The organism is Dysgonomonas sp. HGC4 (assembly GCF_001261715.1).
Taxonomy (GTDB): domain Bacteria; phylum Bacteroidota; class Bacteroidia; order Bacteroidales; family Dysgonomonadaceae; genus Dysgonomonas_A.
The window spans coordinates 44,311-61,623 of record NZ_CVRU01000158.1 but is presented as its reverse complement, the minus strand read 5'-3'; the positions used below and the strand labels follow the sequence as shown (position 1 = coordinate 61,623).

Annotated in this window: 14 protein-coding genes and 1 tRNA gene; 2 read left to right on the top strand and 13 right to left on the bottom strand. The window is 36.6% G+C overall.

The features are described 5' to 3' along the window. Window positions 1-213: 213 nt before the first annotated feature. The 8 genes from HGC4_RS15235 to HGC4_RS15200 all read right to left on the bottom strand — a co-directional run bounded on the left by HGC4_RS15235 (window position 214) and on the right by HGC4_RS15200 (window position 10,060). The gene (locus HGC4_RS15235; RefSeq protein ID WP_050710995.1) at window positions 214-3,306 is read right to left on the bottom strand and encodes an efflux RND transporter permease subunit; all 3,093 of its coding nucleotides are present in this window, start codon (window positions 3,304-3,306) and stop codon (window positions 214-216) included. 97 nt (window positions 3,307-3,403) lie between these two features. Then, the gene (locus HGC4_RS15230; protein ID WP_050710994.1) at window positions 3,404-4,495 is read right to left on the bottom strand and encodes an efflux RND transporter periplasmic adaptor subunit; all 1,092 of its coding nucleotides are present in this window, start codon (window positions 4,493-4,495) and stop codon (window positions 3,404-3,406) included. A 30-nt stretch (window positions 4,496-4,525) separates the two neighbouring features. Continuing rightward, the gene (locus HGC4_RS15225; RefSeq protein WP_050710993.1) at window positions 4,526-5,818 is read right to left on the bottom strand and encodes a TolC family protein; all 1,293 of its coding nucleotides are present in this window, start codon (window positions 5,816-5,818) and stop codon (window positions 4,526-4,528) included. Between the two features lie 169 nt (window positions 5,819-5,987). Then, a complete protein-coding gene (locus HGC4_RS15220) occupies window positions 5,988-6,446 on the bottom strand; it encodes a hypothetical protein (RefSeq protein ID WP_157258330.1) in 459 nt (152 codons plus the stop codon). A 188-nt stretch (window positions 6,447-6,634) separates the two neighbouring features. After that, window positions 6,635-6,710, bottom strand: a tRNA-His gene (locus tag HGC4_RS15215). A gap of 119 nt (window positions 6,711-6,829) precedes the next feature. Next, window positions 6,830-8,041 carry a DUF763 domain-containing protein gene (locus HGC4_RS15210; RefSeq protein WP_050710991.1) on the bottom strand — a complete coding sequence of 404 codons (1,212 nt, stop codon included), beginning with the start codon at window positions 8,039-8,041 and terminating at the stop codon, window positions 6,830-6,832. A gap of 4 nt (window positions 8,042-8,045) precedes the next feature. Next, window positions 8,046-8,798 (bottom strand): CPBP family intramembrane glutamic endopeptidase, encoded by a 753-nt coding sequence (locus HGC4_RS15205; protein ID WP_050710990.1) that lies wholly within the window; start codon window positions 8,796-8,798, stop codon window positions 8,046-8,048. Between the two features lie 80 nt (window positions 8,799-8,878). After that, complete coding sequence (locus HGC4_RS15200; RefSeq protein WP_185099980.1) at window positions 8,879-10,060, bottom strand: acyltransferase family protein; 1,182 nt, start codon at window positions 10,058-10,060, stop codon at window positions 8,879-8,881. A 135-nt stretch (window positions 10,061-10,195) separates the two neighbouring features. Here HGC4_RS15200 and HGC4_RS15195 point away from each other — a divergent pair, with 135 nt between their 5' ends. Together HGC4_RS15195 and HGC4_RS15190 are read left to right on the top strand one after the other, a co-directional pair. Continuing rightward, window positions 10,196-10,411 carry a hypothetical protein gene (locus HGC4_RS15195; protein WP_050710988.1) on the top strand — a complete coding sequence of 72 codons (216 nt, stop codon included), beginning with the start codon at window positions 10,196-10,198 and terminating at the stop codon, window positions 10,409-10,411. After that, window positions 10,408-10,854, top strand: coding sequence for a nucleoside deaminase (locus HGC4_RS15190; protein WP_050710987.1), 447 nt, complete (start codon window positions 10,408-10,410; stop codon window positions 10,852-10,854). Before HGC4_RS15195 ends, HGC4_RS15190 begins: the two co-directional genes overlap by 4 nt. A 64-nt stretch (window positions 10,855-10,918) precedes the next feature. Here the strand turns inward: HGC4_RS15190 and yaaA are convergent, their stop codons facing one another. From yaaA to phoU, 5 genes are all read right to left on the bottom strand, one after another. Further along, entirely contained in the window at window positions 10,919-11,680 is a 762-nt protein-coding gene (gene yaaA, locus HGC4_RS15185; protein ID WP_050710986.1) for a peroxide stress protein YaaA, read from the bottom strand. Window positions 11,681-11,798: 118 nt separating this feature from the next. Further along, complete coding sequence (locus HGC4_RS15180; protein WP_050710985.1) at window positions 11,799-14,021, bottom strand: DUF4838 domain-containing protein; 2,223 nt, start codon at window positions 14,019-14,021, stop codon at window positions 11,799-11,801. A 113-nt stretch (window positions 14,022-14,134) separates the two neighbouring features. Continuing rightward, a complete protein-coding gene (locus tag HGC4_RS15175; RefSeq protein WP_050710984.1) occupies window positions 14,135-15,862 on the bottom strand; it encodes a sensor histidine kinase in 1,728 nt (575 codons plus the stop codon). Window positions 15,863-15,901: 39 nt separating this feature from the next. Continuing rightward, window positions 15,902-16,597, bottom strand: a complete 696-nt coding sequence (locus HGC4_RS15170; protein ID WP_050710983.1) for a response regulator transcription factor — start codon at window positions 16,595-16,597, stop codon at window positions 15,902-15,904. Further along, a complete protein-coding gene (gene phoU, locus HGC4_RS15165; protein WP_050710982.1) occupies window positions 16,581-17,261 on the bottom strand; it encodes a phosphate signaling complex protein PhoU in 681 nt (226 codons plus the stop codon). Before phoU ends, HGC4_RS15170 begins: the two co-directional genes overlap by 17 nt. Between the last annotated feature and the right edge of the window lie 52 nt (window positions 17,262-17,313).

Sequence of the window (17,313 nt, the reverse complement as noted above, 5' to 3'; positions counted from 1 at the left end):
AACTATAGAATACAATAGTAAGCGGATTATATTAGTTTAAAATCTAAAAATAATAATTTTTATTGAGCTTAATCTCTTTTGAGTAATCAATAAAAATTAATGATGTATTTCGAGGTAGGGGCGAACCTGCTTGTTCGCTCCTTTTCTCTGAATAGGTACATAGGGCTGACCCTACATTGGGTATTATATTGGGTGTGTCAATAAAACGATCTGTTATCTCAGCCTTTTGTCACGTCTGTAAGCAAAGTAAAATACTTGAGGCAAAACGGTAAATGATAAGAGCATACAAATTAATATCCCCCCTACAATCATAATTGCCAGTGGTCTTTGTATTTCAGAACCCATTCCTGTTGACATAGCTGCCGGAAATAACCCCATCGATCCCATAAGGGCAATCATCAATACTGGGCGTACTCTATTGTGTACTGCTTCGTCGATCGCTAACCGAAGATTATGGCTCCTCTGCATTTTATTTTTCATTAATGCGATAAGCAGAATACTGTCAATTGCCGTTATACCGAATAAGATAATAAAGCCGATTCCTGCCGATATGCCGAAGGTTGTATTCGTTATCCATAGCGATATAAACCCTCCAATAAAGGCATAAGGCATGGCACTGGCTGCAATAAGGGTATCTTTTATAGTTCCAAAATTCATATAAAGAAGGAACAATATAAGAAGTAACGCAGCAGGAACAATAACCATCAAACGTTTAGTGGCTCGTTGTTGGCTTTCGAATTCGCCTGCCCATTGCATCTTGTTTTCGGGTTTCAACTGAACATTGTCAGCTACCTTCTTCTGTGCTTCGGCAATAGTAGATCCTAAATCTCGATCGCGTATGCTGAATCCTATACCAATGTATCGGCTGTTTCCGTCTCGGTAAATAAATGTGGGCCCTGTGATGAATGTTATATCAGCAATCTCTTTTAAAGGTACTTGCTTACCATCCATTGTAGGTATCAGTATATTTCCAATTTTATCTTCATTGTCTCGATATTCTTTTTGGAAACGGATATTTACGTCAAAGGTTCGTTCTTCTTCATAAAACTTAGTTGCCGATTTTCCTCCGATTGCCATTTCTACTACGGCTTGTGCATCCGCCATAGATACTGCATAGCGAGCCATTCGGGTTTCATCTAATTTGATTTGTAATTCGGGAAGACCTATACTCTTAAAAACGTTCACATCTTCGATGCCTTTAATACCTTTAATGGAAGCTGCTGTTTGATTGGCAAGGTCTTCTAATTGGTGCAGGTCGTTTCCGAATATTTTGATAACCAATGAGCTTTTTACTCCTGCTACATATTCTTCAACATTATCCTGTATGGGTTGGCTGAAGCCGAAGATTACACCGGGATATATATCGAGCGAATCTTTGATTTCGTTTATAAGATCATCTTTGGTGATCTTACGATCCCATTCTTTTTCAGGTTTTAACTGAGTGTGAAATTCTATGTTGAAAAATCCCGTTGGGTCCGTACCATCATTGGGGCGACCTGTTTGTGATAAAACAAATTCAACTTCGCCGAAATTTCTCAGTTTCTTCTTCATCTGTTTGGTTATTTTTACCGACTCTTCCAGATTTACACTATTCGGTAGAGTGGCACGAATATAAATAGCCCCTTCGTTCATACTGGGTATAAACTCGGTACCCCAATAACAGAATCTGGCAACACACAGCGATAATAAGATACAGAAAGCAATAATAGTTCCTTTACGGTATCGTGTACTCAATTCATATATCTTATACAATGTTGATGTAAAGAATCGGCTGATGAAATTAGTTCTTTCTTTTAAAGGTTTTGTCAGTAGAACCTTACACATTACAGGCACATAAGTTAAACTAAGGATAAGTGATCCCAGAAGCGCGTATCCTAGTGTAAATGCTAAAGGAGAGAACATCTTGCCTTCGACTTTTTGGAACGAGAAAATAGGGAATAGGGCTACAACCAAAATCAATTGGGCGAAAAAAATGTGTGAGGCAACAGTTCCTGCACTCTTTTTGATAAGTCCGCTCTTGAGCGTGTTTTCATACCTACCTTGAAGTAAGACGGATCGTTTTTCCATCTCCACAAAAACAATCTCCACTATGACCAGAGTCCCTTCCAGAAGCAATCCAAAATCGAGTGCCCCCATCGAAATAAGATTGGCGGGTAACCCTTGGATACGCAGCATTACAATGGCGAATAAAAACGATAGTGGAATCACTGTGGCTACAATTAAAGTTGTTCGCCAGTTGAATAGGAAAATGAATACTACAATAGAAACCAAGATGATGCCTTCCAGCAAGTTTCTGATAACTGTATGCACAGTAGAATCTACTAAAGTTGTACGATCGAGAAATGGTTCTATTTTGACATTTTCGGGTAATATTCTCTCATTAAGTTCGGTTATTTTCTCTTTGAGGTTGACAATTACATCGCTCGGATTTTGTCCACGAAGCATTATAACAATACCTTGAACCACATCGTCATCGTCATCAAGACCTACTTGTCCCAATCGCGGTTTAGATGAAACATTAACCGATGCTACCTGTTTTACTCGGATGGGTGTACCACCTTTCACTTCGATAAGTATATTCTCTATATCTTCTACACTTTCGAGTAATCCTACACCTCTTACAACAAATGCCTGACTACCTTTCTGTATAATATCTCCACCAACATTGATGTTACTGTTCGATACGGCCTCGAATACTTCCAAAGGAGATAAATCGTAATTGTTAAGTTCGGCAGGGTTCACTTTTATCTCGAACATCTTCTCCTCACCTCCAAAGCTGGCGATACTTGCCACACCTGGTACAGATAATAACTCGCGTTCTACAACCCATTCGTTGATGGCTGCTACTTCTCTGATTGGCAGGTCACTTTTGAGAACATAGCGATAAATTTCGCCTGTTGCTCCTGAAGGTGGTTCAATCGAAGGATCGGCTCCATCGGGCAAATCCAACCCCTGCATACGATTCGAAGCATATTGCTGTGCAAAGAAATCGTCAACATCATCTTCGAATATTACTGTAACTACAGATAAACCGAAAAGTGAAGTAGAGCGCACATCTGCTTTACGGGGAATAGTGTTCATTTCCCGCATAATGGGGAGCGTTATAAATTTTTCGACTTCTTCGGCACTCCGTCCCTGCCATTGTGTAATAATTCTGACTCGGGTGTTGGTTACATCCGGATAGGCCTCAATGGGCGTATGTATGTAGCATATGATACCTGCAATAAAGAGTATACCGGTAAGAAATAGTACAAGTATATGATTGCGTAAGGCAAATGCTATTATTTTTTCGACAAACTTGTGCATACTATATAGATAACTAGTAATATTAAATGATATATTTAAAAGCTATAACAGTCTGTTGTTATTGTGCTTACCAGAATAGTGACAAAGGAATGAAACCTTAATCTTTTAGACCTGAGTGTATCAGTAATTGATTCTTTATAACAATGTTCTCTCCTTCCGATACCCCTGAGGTTATATAGGTTACATTGTTATGGTGTCCGCTGAGAGTGACTTCTTTCGATTTGAAATTATCTGGCGATTCTTCGACTACAACATAATAGCGATCGTTATCAAAAACTAAAGCTTCTGATGGTACTGATACCAATTTATTGTGAGTCTCATTTTTTAATCTGATCACGGCAGACATTTCAGGCTTTAGGCGTAAGTCTTTATTAGGCATTACAATGCGAGCCTTAAGTACTTTTTCTTCGGGATCAAATACTTGTGACAGAGAATTTATCTTACCCTGAAATATTTCACCAGGATAGGATAGGGTAGTGATTTTAACATCTTGCCCCTCTTTTACAAACAGCAGATTACTTGCATATACATTTGCTGTAATCCACACAGTACTCAAATCTGCAATAATAAACAGAGGATCACTGTCGGCTGAGACGGTGCTTCCTGATGAGGCATTTTTGCTGACAATATATCCACTCATAGGGGCTTTAATGGAAAATGTACCACTTCCTTTGTCTGACCCAAATACCGCCATATCAGTTTGTATTTTGCTGTAAGCCGCTTTTGCTTGATTAAGTTTGGCTACTGCTTCCATCAGTTCTTTTTCGGAGAGCATATTATCATCGAACATTGTTTGAGCAGTCTTTAATTCACGCTCGGAAATCTTAACATCCGATTCCAAACCAACCCGTTCCGATTGTAGGGAGCTTAACTCTGTACTTCTGATATCAAGTAATGTCTGTCCTTTCTGCACTTTATCACCAAGAGAAAAATAAGAACGCTCTATAATCCCCCCAACCATAGGTACATAGTTGATTACTTTGTCAGGATCATATTCTACCTTACCTGTCAAAGTCAACTCTTCTTCTTGGTTGCTTAATAGGGCTTTGGTTGTTTTTACATTCTGAAGAAAAGCTTGCTTGATCTCAGGTTTTCCGTCTGCGTTATCTGCATTTGATTTACTTCCGCAAGAAGCAAAAAGCAGAATTTGTAAAGCAGCAATCGTAAATGTAATCTGTCTCTTTATCATATATTTTAGTTCTTTCTATTTGTTGTAATCTTATTTAATTTCAGAGCCCACTGTGTATTGTAGTTCCTCAAATTGTGTATCAACTTTCTTGCGTGCCGAAAGAAGGGTTTCTTTGTTTGTCTTATAAGAATCCATAAAGTCTATATATTCAAGCATACTTATGTTTTTATTTAATAGATTCTTTGTGTATATGGTGAGCATTCCGTCTAGTTCCGATAGTAAACTATTTTCACTTACACGTTTATAAAATCGATATGCTAAAGCATAATTTCCGAATGCTTCAGCAACTTCGTGCTGTGCTTGATTTTGTTGTAATTCTGCCAAATGAATACTTTGGTCTCTGTTTATACGGGCAGCTTTTATGTTTCCTTGATTACGATTGAAAAAGGGTATATCAAAGCTTACTCCAAAGCCAATAAAGTCTTTCCATACACCACCATAGCGGTCGTAATTGGCATTTACTGTAAGATCGGGAATGCGCTGCGCTTTTTCATAAGCCAATGACTTTTCGTGATATTGAGTTTGTAATCTGGATGCTTTTACATCAGGGCGATACTCTGAAGCCATAGCTAACAGTTCAGCTAATGATAAGTTAGTAGGATCTTGAACCTTTTTTGTATTATCTATTATTTTGATAACAACCGAAGGGGGAACATTTAGCAGAGTTTTAAGCCCTTTCTGCTGTTCATTTATATCTATTTGAGTGTCATTAGCCTCATTTTCCAATTCGAGTAAAGCCGATTGTAATCTGAGTAATTCGCTTTTGGCAATATTACCTTGTGCCACTTGTTTTTGATAAGCAATGGTTAATTGCCCCAAAGACTCTTCTTGTTGTGCTAAAACTTTTTGGTAGGCTTGTAGATAAACTATTTCGTTGATTGATTTTCTGAGTTCAACTTTAAGTCCTCTGAATACTTCTTCAAATTCTTGAATGGCTATTTCTTTAGATATTTTCTCTTGCTTTACAAGTTTGCCTCTCTTTCCTGCTGTCTGAATTAGTTGGCTCAGTTCAATTGAGAATTGCGTGTTTCGGGCAAAAGACCCGAATAGGGGAGGAATAGCTTCTTTCTCACCTTCACGTTGTCTGTCAGTACTCCAGAGGTTGATTTGTCCGACAGATATTTCGGGATTATCCCATAATTTAGCTTGTACAATGGCAGCATCTGCAATATCTATATTCAGGTGCTCGGCTATAAGTTGTAGGTTTTGTTTTAGGAATAATGCTTCAACCTGTTCGGCTGATAGCTGTAGCACTTGTAGTTCTTGTGCTTTGATATTTGTCAGGCTGAAAATACTCAGCAGAAGTAGTAGATATTTTTTCATCTTTAGGAGTCAATATTTTATTTTACAAATATATTGTCCTAAGATTAGAGGCGTTTTTGAGTTGTATTAGAAGTTTGTTAAGGTAACATTAGAATTGGATTAGAAAGAGGGGTAAAATAAAAAAGTCCTCACTAACTTAATAGAGAGGACTTTATGTGATGAGGATTACTTACCAAATCAAAGTGGTTTTAAAAGTATACTTACCTGGTTTAAATGTACTAACATTTACATTGTCAAAAAGATCAGATGCAGTAACATTAAATCGAATAAAGTTAGTGCCATATTCGAAGTTTATAGTTTCCGATACATAATGAGATTTTTCGTCCCAAAAGTAAGTCGTAAAAGCTAATGGTCTAAATGTCCCTTCAATAAATGCGGAAGCGGATACAGCACCTTCTTCTGCCACAAATTCAGTTAATAGTGGATGATTAAATTCACAATAATAGCATTCGTCTTTAGAATCCCATAGCCACATATTCTCATTCACTACAAAGTCTCTTGCATCCCATTGAGTAGGGTTATCTATGTATACGTCAGTGAAATTTTCCTTAGTACATGAACCTAATAAAAATGAAATTGAGAATACTAGCAATGCTATTTTAGACAGATTTAATAATTTTCTAGTCATATGTTGTGTAATTTTTAGTGACATTGAGTATTGTTTTTATAATCATCTCTGGTTTTATAGTTGAGACTTATCAGAATAATAAAAACGTGTACAACCTTAGTTATAAGGTTTAATGATTACAAACGTATGTAAAAATAGTGAAATAAAAAAGCATTCTTGAAATGAATCAAGAATGCTTCTATGCTTAAGGGTGAAAGACGGGGCTCGAACCCGCGACCTCCTGAACCACAATCAGGCGCTCTAACCAACTGAGCTACAATCACCATTTTGTTTGCGGTGCAAAGATATATATTTTTTTTACTCAAACAAGATGTTTACCCGAAAAAAAATCATCAAAAACGAATATCCTTTTCGTTGGCGATGGGTAAGGGCTGTTACTCAGATCAATCAAACAAGTTAAGTTGAATATTTCCTTTGGGTTTATCGGGCTTTTTAGCATCTCCAAAGACTGTTTTTCCTTTGTAGAGGTACGATTCATCTCTCTCCTTTTGAATAATTGCATCAAAATTATTGTTTGGAGTAAATCCGCGCTCCATCTCCTGAGCAATTTTTGATAAGTTTTTAAGAGCATCTGACTTATCTTTTTCGCCTAAACTGGAAAGATGAACAGCCTTATCGAATATCTCAATAGTTTCGTCATAAATAGTCAATGGAACGGGAAACGGATGCCCGTCTTTGCCACCATGAGCAAAACTAAATCGGGCAGGGTCTGAAAATCGTGACGGCGAACCATGTATAACTTCACTCACCAATGTTAGAGATTGTACTGTACGAGGTCCTACACCTTCCAAAAGTAGTAATGATTCAATATCTTGTACATTAGTTTCGTGGGCCAATGCCAGAGCAGCACCCAAACGTTTCAAGTTAACATCTTTTGCTTTCACCTCGTGGTGTCGAGGCATTATCAACGATATTTCACGCATCAACTTATTTGGGTTTTCTTTGGTTAAGTCCAATATACCAGTTTTTAGAGGTCGAGCATCTTTGTCTGTGAGATTCAGAATTAGCCCTTGATTCTTCCCATAAATATAGGAATGAGGTTCTTCGGTAAATGACTTTACATTCTCCGACATCCAGTGATAACGGCGCGCCATTTTCTCATTAGGGTTCATACCTTGTTGTATAACTGCCCATTCGCCTTCAACAGTAACTACAAATGAGTGAAGATACAGTTGAAAATCGTCTTGTATTGCTGTATTATCTACTTTAGCAGATAGTCGGCTGGCAGTAACAAGTTCAGCTCCGTTTAGCCCTGTTCTATTGGCAACTGCTAATAATTCGGTAGGGGTTTGCCGCGATGCTTTTCCTCGTCCACCGCAAATATATACGCCTAACTCAGCTGAACGTACATTAATGGCTTTCTTTAAAGCATTCATCACCGATGTTGTGATACCCGAAGAGTGCCAGTCCATACCTAAGACACAACCTAAGGACTGAAACCAAAACGGATCGCTTAATTTTTGTAACAAGGCAGTACGTCCATATTCTATAACAATAGCCTCTACAATAGCTCCGCCCAGATGACTCATGCGTTGTGCAAGCCAAGGTGGTACAGTTCCGTAGTGGAGGGGAAGATCGGCATGTCCTCTTTTCATCGGCTTAAAATATATGATAAAATATCCAATACATCATTCCAAAGTTATAACCAGCATGAGAGACTACTGCTCCCCATATTGATCCAGTCATTTGTTTGCATCTAAAGAATAACTGACTTAAAATAAACATCCCCAATACCCAAAGTAGAGCAGGGATAAATAAGAAGTCCCATTTACCTAGGTTGTAAATAATTCCAAAATGGGCTAAATGTGTAAGAGCGAATGCCAGACTATCAAATATTGAAGCTTTTTGTTCACCGTATTTCTCGACAAAGCTGCCATGGATTAGTCCTCTATATAAAAACTCTTCACCAATGGGGCTAAATGTCATGCCCGTAAGTGAGAATGTAAGAAATAATATCAGCTTATTAGTTGCTGTTAGTTCACCTGCCGGAAGGGTGTATGATTTAGAAATGTATATAAAGCTATTGTTTAAGGAGTCTCCAAATAATAGATTCGCACTTATAAACATAAAGGAACAAAAAGCTATCCCGATCAGGAAAGAATATAATAACCATCTATAATTCTGGGGCTTCTTTATGCCAATATATCTTCGTCCGTCTTTATTCAGAAGAATAAACGGAGTAATCCACATAAGCATGAATATGATAGATACCCAACCGTAACTCCCTGAAACGTTAGCTTGAAGAACTATGATGAATCGGGGTATACCGAATAGAAGTATCAGTAGAATGCCAAATTTCCAATTGTATGTAAGGAAGCTTCGCCAGAAGGGTTTTAGTATCGCTTTTTCCATTACTGAAATGGTTTTATATATAAGTATCCAATATTTTAATAGATGAGAGAAAATTTTGAAACTACTAAAGTATGTATATATTATTTATTCTTTTTATTAATAAGCAAGTTTGTGACTTTTATGGTATTAGGAGTTACGAACTTGTTATAAATTTTTTGAAGAATAAATGATACCATTATTACAAATGCTAAATGCAGAAATGAAAAGCCTAAAATTACAAGTGGAGGTATTCCCTCAAAATAGGGCGTTTTTTTAAGAATCAAAGGTCCTTCCAAAAAAGGAGTACCTTCTAAAATAGGTATGGATATATATCTTAAAGGTCCATTAATTACAAATATCATCATACTAATAGTACCTATAAAAAGCAGGAGTTTTAGAATAATCCCTTTTGAATAGGTATATATATAATAAGATATTACTAGCAACAATATGGTGACACATAGAAAGCTAAAAGGGAAAAGGTATATGATTTTATTTGATAGGACGAATATAAGCAAAGTGGGTAGTATTACTTTCCATGATAATATTGTTTTAGGCGATATTGCCAGAAATATACCTAATAAGAATTCAGGAAGGTGTCCGATGAAATTGCCAAATATCGGGATGTTATATTTTTGTGTTGTCGGGAATAACAAATAGATTACGATATAAGTAGCTATTAGAGATATAACAAAATACCTGGATGTGTTTTCTTTTCGGTTTATGAATTTATATAAGAAAGGGAAAATTAGATAGAGTTGTATTGCTAAGCTAAAATACCACCATGGACCTACAAATCTGAAAATTTGTGAAGAAAATAAATTGTTAAACATCAATAGAGTAGATGATACGAAAGATATAGCATAATGTATATCCATCGAATAAAAGAAAAACAGGAAGTAAACTATTATTCCGAATATAAGTAAAGAATAAATTTTAACTAGCTTAGGTACAATATAGTTATAATATGATATATTACTGTTTTGAGAATATTGCTTGGTTAACCCATAGCCACTTATGAAGACAAATAATTGTACTCCATAGTGTCCGAAATAAGAAATAATAGAATTGAAAATCATCAGAGGAGTGTTGTATATCGAACTGATAAACAGATTTATTCTATTGGGGTCTAAGACCAATTCGTTTTCACCTATATTATTTGACCAGTGCAGAAAATTATGAAGCACTATCATTACAATTGCTATTGCTTTTATTATAGAGCTTTGGTCTTTAGTGATATGGCTAAATGAAAAATGCATAAAGAAGATTTTTATTAATGACATACTGAGGATATAAAGGTAAACATATTTCTGTTTATATAAGCTCATTCTTGTATTCGCTAAGTATATAGCTGGCTTAGTGGTATAAAAACAACAATTTATTTTTATATTCGCTCAAAGCAAGTTATTTTTGCACCAATGAAGCCAAAACCGAAACTGACGGCTGCGATTCGCACCAAACAAGCAAACTTTTCATTGAGTGATGAAGAGTACAATCTGATATCTTTATACATGAAGAAGTATAAAATATCGAATAAATCGCGGTGGTTAAGAGAGACTGTATTAGCTCATGTCCTAAAGAATCTCGAACTGGATTATCCTACCCTTTTTGGTGAAAACGAAATGCGCCGATGACAACACCTATACTTAACGATGAATTTTTTATGCGTCAGGCTCTTAATGAGGCTAAATATGCATACGAAAAAGACGAAGTGCCTATTGGTGCGGTAGTTGTGTGTCAGAACCGAATTATAGCCCGAGCACATAATCTCATCGAAACATTGAATGATGTAACTGCCCATGCCGAAATGCAAGCTATAACAGCAGGGGCAAATGTGCTGGGTGGAAAATATTTGATTGATTGCACCTTGTATGTAACAGTAGAGCCTTGCCCTATGTGTGCAGGTGCTTTAGGTTGGGCTCAGATTACAAGAATTGTATATGGAGCTACTGATCAGAAAAAAGGTTACTCGATGGTTTCTCCAAAATCATTGCATCCTAAAACAACTATCGTTTCAGGAGTTTTAGAACAAGAATGTGCCCAACTGATGCAAGACTTCTTCAAGAGCAAACGTTAGGACACAAAAATCATTTTATTAAGTTTGGTTTATAGTCCGGAACTACAAAAGGCTCTGCGAGCATCTATCTTATAAATACCCAGTCATCACCATTTGATAAAGAAGGAGAGAAAGAATATCCTTCAGTATCGAATTCTTTTAAACCATCAATGGTTGTAATCTGATTCTGGATTACAAAACGACTCATCAAACCTCTAGCCTTTTTAGCATATACTACTATTTGCTTGTAGCCTTTAGGAGTGTCTTGTTTGAATGAAGGTGTTATTATACGTACCTTTTTATCCAGAGCTTTCTTATCGATTGCTTTGCTGTATTCATTCGATGCTAGATTGAGCCAGATATTCCCATTAGCTTTAAGTTGTTTAGAAAGATATTCAGTTAAAGTCTTTCTCCAATAAGCATACAAGTCTACACCTCTGTCGTTAGCAACTTTGGTGTGCATCTCTAAACGGTAGGGATGTATTATATCGAAAGGTTTCAAAGCTCCATACAATCCCGATAAGATAGTAAGATGCTTTTGCGCAAAATCCCAATCGTTTTCGGAGAATGTTTTACTATCCAATCCCAGATACACCATTCCATTATAAGCCAAGGCTGTTTGTTTCTTTGGAGCTCTGCCAATGCCGAAAGATTGCACATACTGATAAACATCAAGAGTTATCTTTGGATTGATATTCATTAGTGTACCAATCTCATTTGCTGATAAATCTTTCAGAATTTCATTTAAATAATGCGCATCTTTTTCGAAAACAGGTTTTGTTTTTTTCTCAATTGTTGGAGGAGTTTCAAAATCTAATATCTTGGCTGGAGAAATAGTTATTATCATAGAGCTTTCTTTTTTCTGAAATATATACAAATATACAACGATTATAAATAGATATTGTTCCCCTGGGTAATTAACAATTTAAATCTGTTGGGAAACAATATCTATCTAAGTTGTTTTCTTAGTATATAAAGACTTCGTCGATGAGGAACCAGGCAGGATGTCCTACTGCTAAATGCCACGAAGGACATAATCCGATATTTTCAATTTTTATCTTGACATATCTGGCTTCAACTTTTTCTTTCGATTGTATTTCTACATTCACAAACTTAGCTTTTATATCGCGATCTTCGGGAATATCTTTGCGACCCATCTCTGTGAAGTTAGTATTGTCAACGGATGTATAACTTGTTACACTTTTGGGTAATATAGCCCAAGAACCAAGGCGTTGCAAAAAATCGAAATGGATAGTTTGGATACTCTTTGTCTCTCCCAGATCAATTACAAACTCTCCGTCTTGCCCTTGCCAACCTATCCATTCTTCACTCGGTGCCGCTGCTCCTAATATACCATCAGTGAGAGTCCTCTCGGGTAGATGATTGTAAGGGGCATTGGGTGTTGTAATATAACTGACTTTAGCTCCTAAGGCTAAGTTATTATCTCTGTTAGTAAGATACCTTTCTTTATAGAGATCACAGTAGTCGTTTATTTTACTGCTCTGTTCGTTCAGATCGGTAACATTAAGTTCATGAGCACGCTGTCTGAAAAAGTTGAGTTTGCTTTCTAACTCTCTTGGGTTGTTTATTTTATTGGTATGAGCTATCTCTAATTCTGAATATTGTATGGGAAGGTGTGCTTCTTTTACTCTTTTATAAAAAGTTGGATCATCTTTTGATACTTGCTCTGCTTTCTCAAGAAGGTTCTTATAAATAGTTAGCATCGGTTGGTTGAGCATTCCTGTTTTATGAGATACAGGAGTATCGTACAATTTAAGAGGAATGTTGCTACCAATTAATGCACCTTGTCTCAGTTTGATATATTCGTAAAGGTAAGGTGAGGCAGGCTTTCCATAATAGCCTTCTAAGAACTCTACAACTAAAGAATCAGAGTTTAGCGATGTATCCCACATTAGTTGAGAGACTACGTATGAGCGTAATTCAGAAAAATCGCCACCCTTACTTCCTGCAATCTGAGAGAAATGCATGGTTGTTTTATTGTCTTTAAACAACTTCATGTTTGGTTGCAGTACATGGAAATTAGGAAAAGGCGAGAGGTAGTTATCAAAGTCAATGCCATAATCCCAAACGAAAATATTATCAGTTATTTTAGCCCATCCTTCCATATCGCTTACGAACTTTTGTCCAATCTCATTTTCGGGTAACGTAACTTCACGTGTACATTCAATATTGCATAACATAATGTTTACATTGGATAACGGTTTCACGTGTTTAGGTGGTGCAACCGAATACATGTACGCCAATGTTGAGAACTCTTTATCTGGAAAACGAGCTGCTAGCTTATTCAGGAAATGAATGATACTACCCGATAAACTCCCTTCGTATTGGTTGATTGTAGTACAGTTCTCGCAAGTACAATAGGTGTCATGACCATCATTCTGACTGATCGAAATCATATTTTTGTCGGGATTGGCTTTGAATATAGAGTCTACCCGATGAGCCACAATATCAAAAACCTCAGGATTGGTCAAGCACCATTGGCTGGCCCATCCGGGGCGATGCTCGCCATTGATGAGTGCATAATATTCGGGATGTGACTTTCCGAATTCTTTGGATGGTAATATTCTATCGAAGGTATGTACCCATAAGTGATCTGCAAATACTTCAGAAGGTTCTTCTAGGCGATGCCACATTTTATAAATGGGATCTTTTGTGCTGTATGCCTGTGTTTGGCGATAACGAAAGGAGGGATTATCTATGCGCGTGATGTTTTCCGCTAAGGTCAAATTCTTATCAGGCTTAAATACTGCCGTATTGGCTGCATAATAGCGTACGCCGAAATAGTCTTCCAAAAGTGTGACTATACCATAGATTGTACCCTTTCCTTTTCCTTTGGCAATTCTTATGTAGCCACCTTTAGTTGAGAGGTAAAATCCATCTTCGGTGAGTTTTGTAGGGTCTAATCCTTGGATGGGTAGTTGAAAATTACCAAGAAGAATATCGCCTTTTTTTATTTGACGGCTATCTGTAATAATAGGTAGTTCTGCATTTGATATTTGTTTCACAAAATCCTGCATCAATATGGCGGCTTGCATATCTATGCTGTCACTTGGGTCTACAATAATGCGAGAATGTGGCTTTCCGTCCCTGACGAGGGGTATTTGTGCCATCGAAGAGAAGGCTATAATGCACAAAAATAGCCAAAAGAACTTACTTCTAAGTTTCATACTTAATTAGATTTAAAGGTGTGTATTCATATATAACTCAATTATAAAAATACACATTTTATCTAAGCAGAAACGTATAAGTAAGTTCTTTAGGTGTTAATAAATGATAATTATCATTTCATCAACGAGAACAGAAATTCTAAGCCTCCATCCAATCTGTTCTTTACTTGTATCTCTCCTTTGTGAAGCAGTACGGCATTTTTCACAATAGACAAGCCAAGACCTGAGCCTCCCGAATCTCGGGTGCGACCCTCATTTACACGATAGAATCTTTCGAATAAACGTCCCAGATACTGTTCGCCTACACCAACTCCTGTATCGTAGAATGAGAAATACACGTACTTGTCATCTTGCATATAATTGTTGATATGAATCTCTATATTGGCTCCTGCATAATTTACGGAGTTATCCATAAGATTACGAAATATAGAATATAGCAAAGTGTAATTACCATGTATAACCAAATCTTTATCTACTGAAATAGAAAGAGCAATGTTATTGTCTTTAAGCTTGCTGGCCATGTCTATTCTCAGCTCGTCCAATAAGAGAGAAAGATTTACTTGTTCCATCACAAATTGTGCAGGAGCTTCCTCTATCTTGCTGATAAGGCTTACGTCTTCTATCAGATTTGATAAGCGTATCGATTGCAGATAAGCTCGACTAATGAAGAAGGCTTGCTTGTCTTCGGGTAGATGCTGTTCGTTTAAAGTCTCAAGATAGCCACGTAAACTTGTAACAGGAGTTCTTAACTCGTGTGCAATGTTATTGGTCATTTCTTGTTTCAAAAGACGATTTTTCTCTATTCTGGTTATATCTCTGATCGTGATCTCGAACGATTTGTCATCAAAAACAATAACTTGTATCGAAAGAATTTTTCCGCCGACTTCGTATTGTGATGCCGAATAGTTTTGATCTTTTCTTCTGGTGTTTAAAAATTGCAATATGGGTTTAAACGCCTCATTTTCGAATAACGAATTTACATCGAATGTAGGACGATTTGCTATCAGATTCAGAAATTGAATGAAATGTGTATTGGCATATATTTTCTGAAAATCGGAGGTAAATATACACAGTCCAACTTCCGAATATTGGAAATGTTGAATTAGCTTTTCGCGTTCTATTTCTACATTTCGTTTACTATTCTCTATTTCGTTGAATATATGTACCAACTCTTTGCTTATGTCTCCCAGCTCATCATCCGGAAACTTAGTATCCTCAGGAAGAGGTTTTCCTGTTTTTATTCGTGACGTGAAGTCTTTCAGTTTAGTGATAGAATTTTCGAAGCGGGTAGCAGCTATATTTACTAATATCAATATAATTATGAATAGTATTATTACGATGTATATAAATAAGTTATCAGCTTGAAGCGAACTTTGAGTTTCTACATTATAAGGTAAAGCTACACGAATAAAATATGTTTGAAAGTATTTTGCATAATACAAGTATTCATGTTGTGTGGAAGACGACATGCGGATATTGGTTCCGAAATCTTGATATTGAGCTTTTCTTACTTCGGGACGGCTGAGGTGGTTATCTAGGGTCTTAAGGTCTGAAACGTCTTTGTCATAAAGAACATTTCCCTCTCCATTGATAATAGTAACCCTTATATCTTGAGGTAGAATTTTAATCAATTCATCTACATGTGCCAAATTGCCATCGCCCGATTGGTTCAGAGCAATATATTGGTGGATAATTTCTACATAGCCATCGAGTTTCGACTCAAGAGCTTCCGTCCTGTATTTTTTCTCCTGCTTTTGTTCTGATATAATAATACATATCGAGAAGATAGCAAAAAGGATTAGCATGAATCCGAATATCCGTTGCTTATAATTTAGTTTCATATAGTATCGCTATTTTTGATAGATATGTTATCAGGTTTATTATTCAGAGACGAAGTTATATCCATAGCCTGTTCTATTCACAATATGATCGCCATATACTCCTATTTTTTTTCTCAAACGGGCTATATGCACATCTACTGTTCTTTCTAATACGATGCCGTCTCCCTCCCAAGCTTTAGCTAAGATATCGGATCGTGAAAATACTTTTCCCGTATTTTTCACTAAAAGAGTAAGTATATTAAATTCCGTTTTAGTCAGTTCTATTGGTTTACCACTTACCGAAACGGTTTTCATATCCATGTCTATATTTAAGCTGCCGATACTTAAGGTATCTCCTTGATTGGTTTGTACAGGCAATGCTGTACGCTTCAATACAGTTTTAACACGGGCAATAACTTCCTTTATCGAAAAAGGTTTAGATATATAATCGTCGCCACCGATAGAGAATCCTGTGAGCATATCATTTTCGGTATCTTTGGCAGTCAGAAATATGATAGGTGTATAATTTCCCGATTTTCTTAATTGATCTGCCATCTTGAATCCTGATATTCCACCCATCATCACATCAAGCAGTATCAATTTATGATCGGGCGTTAACTTCTTTATAGCCTCTTCGGCAGATTCCGCCAAATCTATTTTATAACCTTCATTTTCGAGGTTGAATTGTAGAATCTCCCTGATGTCGACTTCATCGTCGACAATTAAGATCGAAATATCTTTATTCGTTGTTTCCATGTCTAATGTCTTTACCTTCTGTTAGATAAATTGTTGCTTCGGCAATATTCGTAGCACTGTCTCCAATACGTTCGAGATTCTGAGCTATTGCGCTTGTATTCATAATATTCATGATCTGCTCTTTCGTTAAACTCTTGTTTGCAAAAGAACTTTGTAACGATTCGCTTATTTGATAGAAAAGGTGATCTACCTTGTCATCGTCTTTTATCACCTGATAAGCAAGACGTGTATCTTCATTCGAAAATGAGAATATTGCATTGCGAAGCATCTCATCTACCGATTTCAGCATCTTGTATATTTGCTTCTTCTCTTCCTCAAATTCTGGTTGATTTTGATAAGTCGTTTTTGTGTAATGAATCACATTCAATAACATATCGCCAACTCTCTCGAGATTGGTTGTTATATCCTGATAGGTAATGATTAATCTTAGATCGGCAGCCTTTGGCGAAAACTGAAAGATAGAGAAAACGACTTCTTCACGTATCTTTATTTCGAGCCTGTCCATGATTATCTCATTTGCTTCGGCTTCCTCATAAAGTGCTACTAAACTCTGATCCTGCAATACTTTTTCAGCAATTTGCATTTGCAACAAAGCTGTTCGCGAGAGTAACTCAAAATCATTAAGTAATACCTTAAGCTGTTTTAGTTTTATATTGGTTGTCATATTTGTATTGTATTCAGTTGTAACTCGTTTATATTATAGCCATTTGTAGATG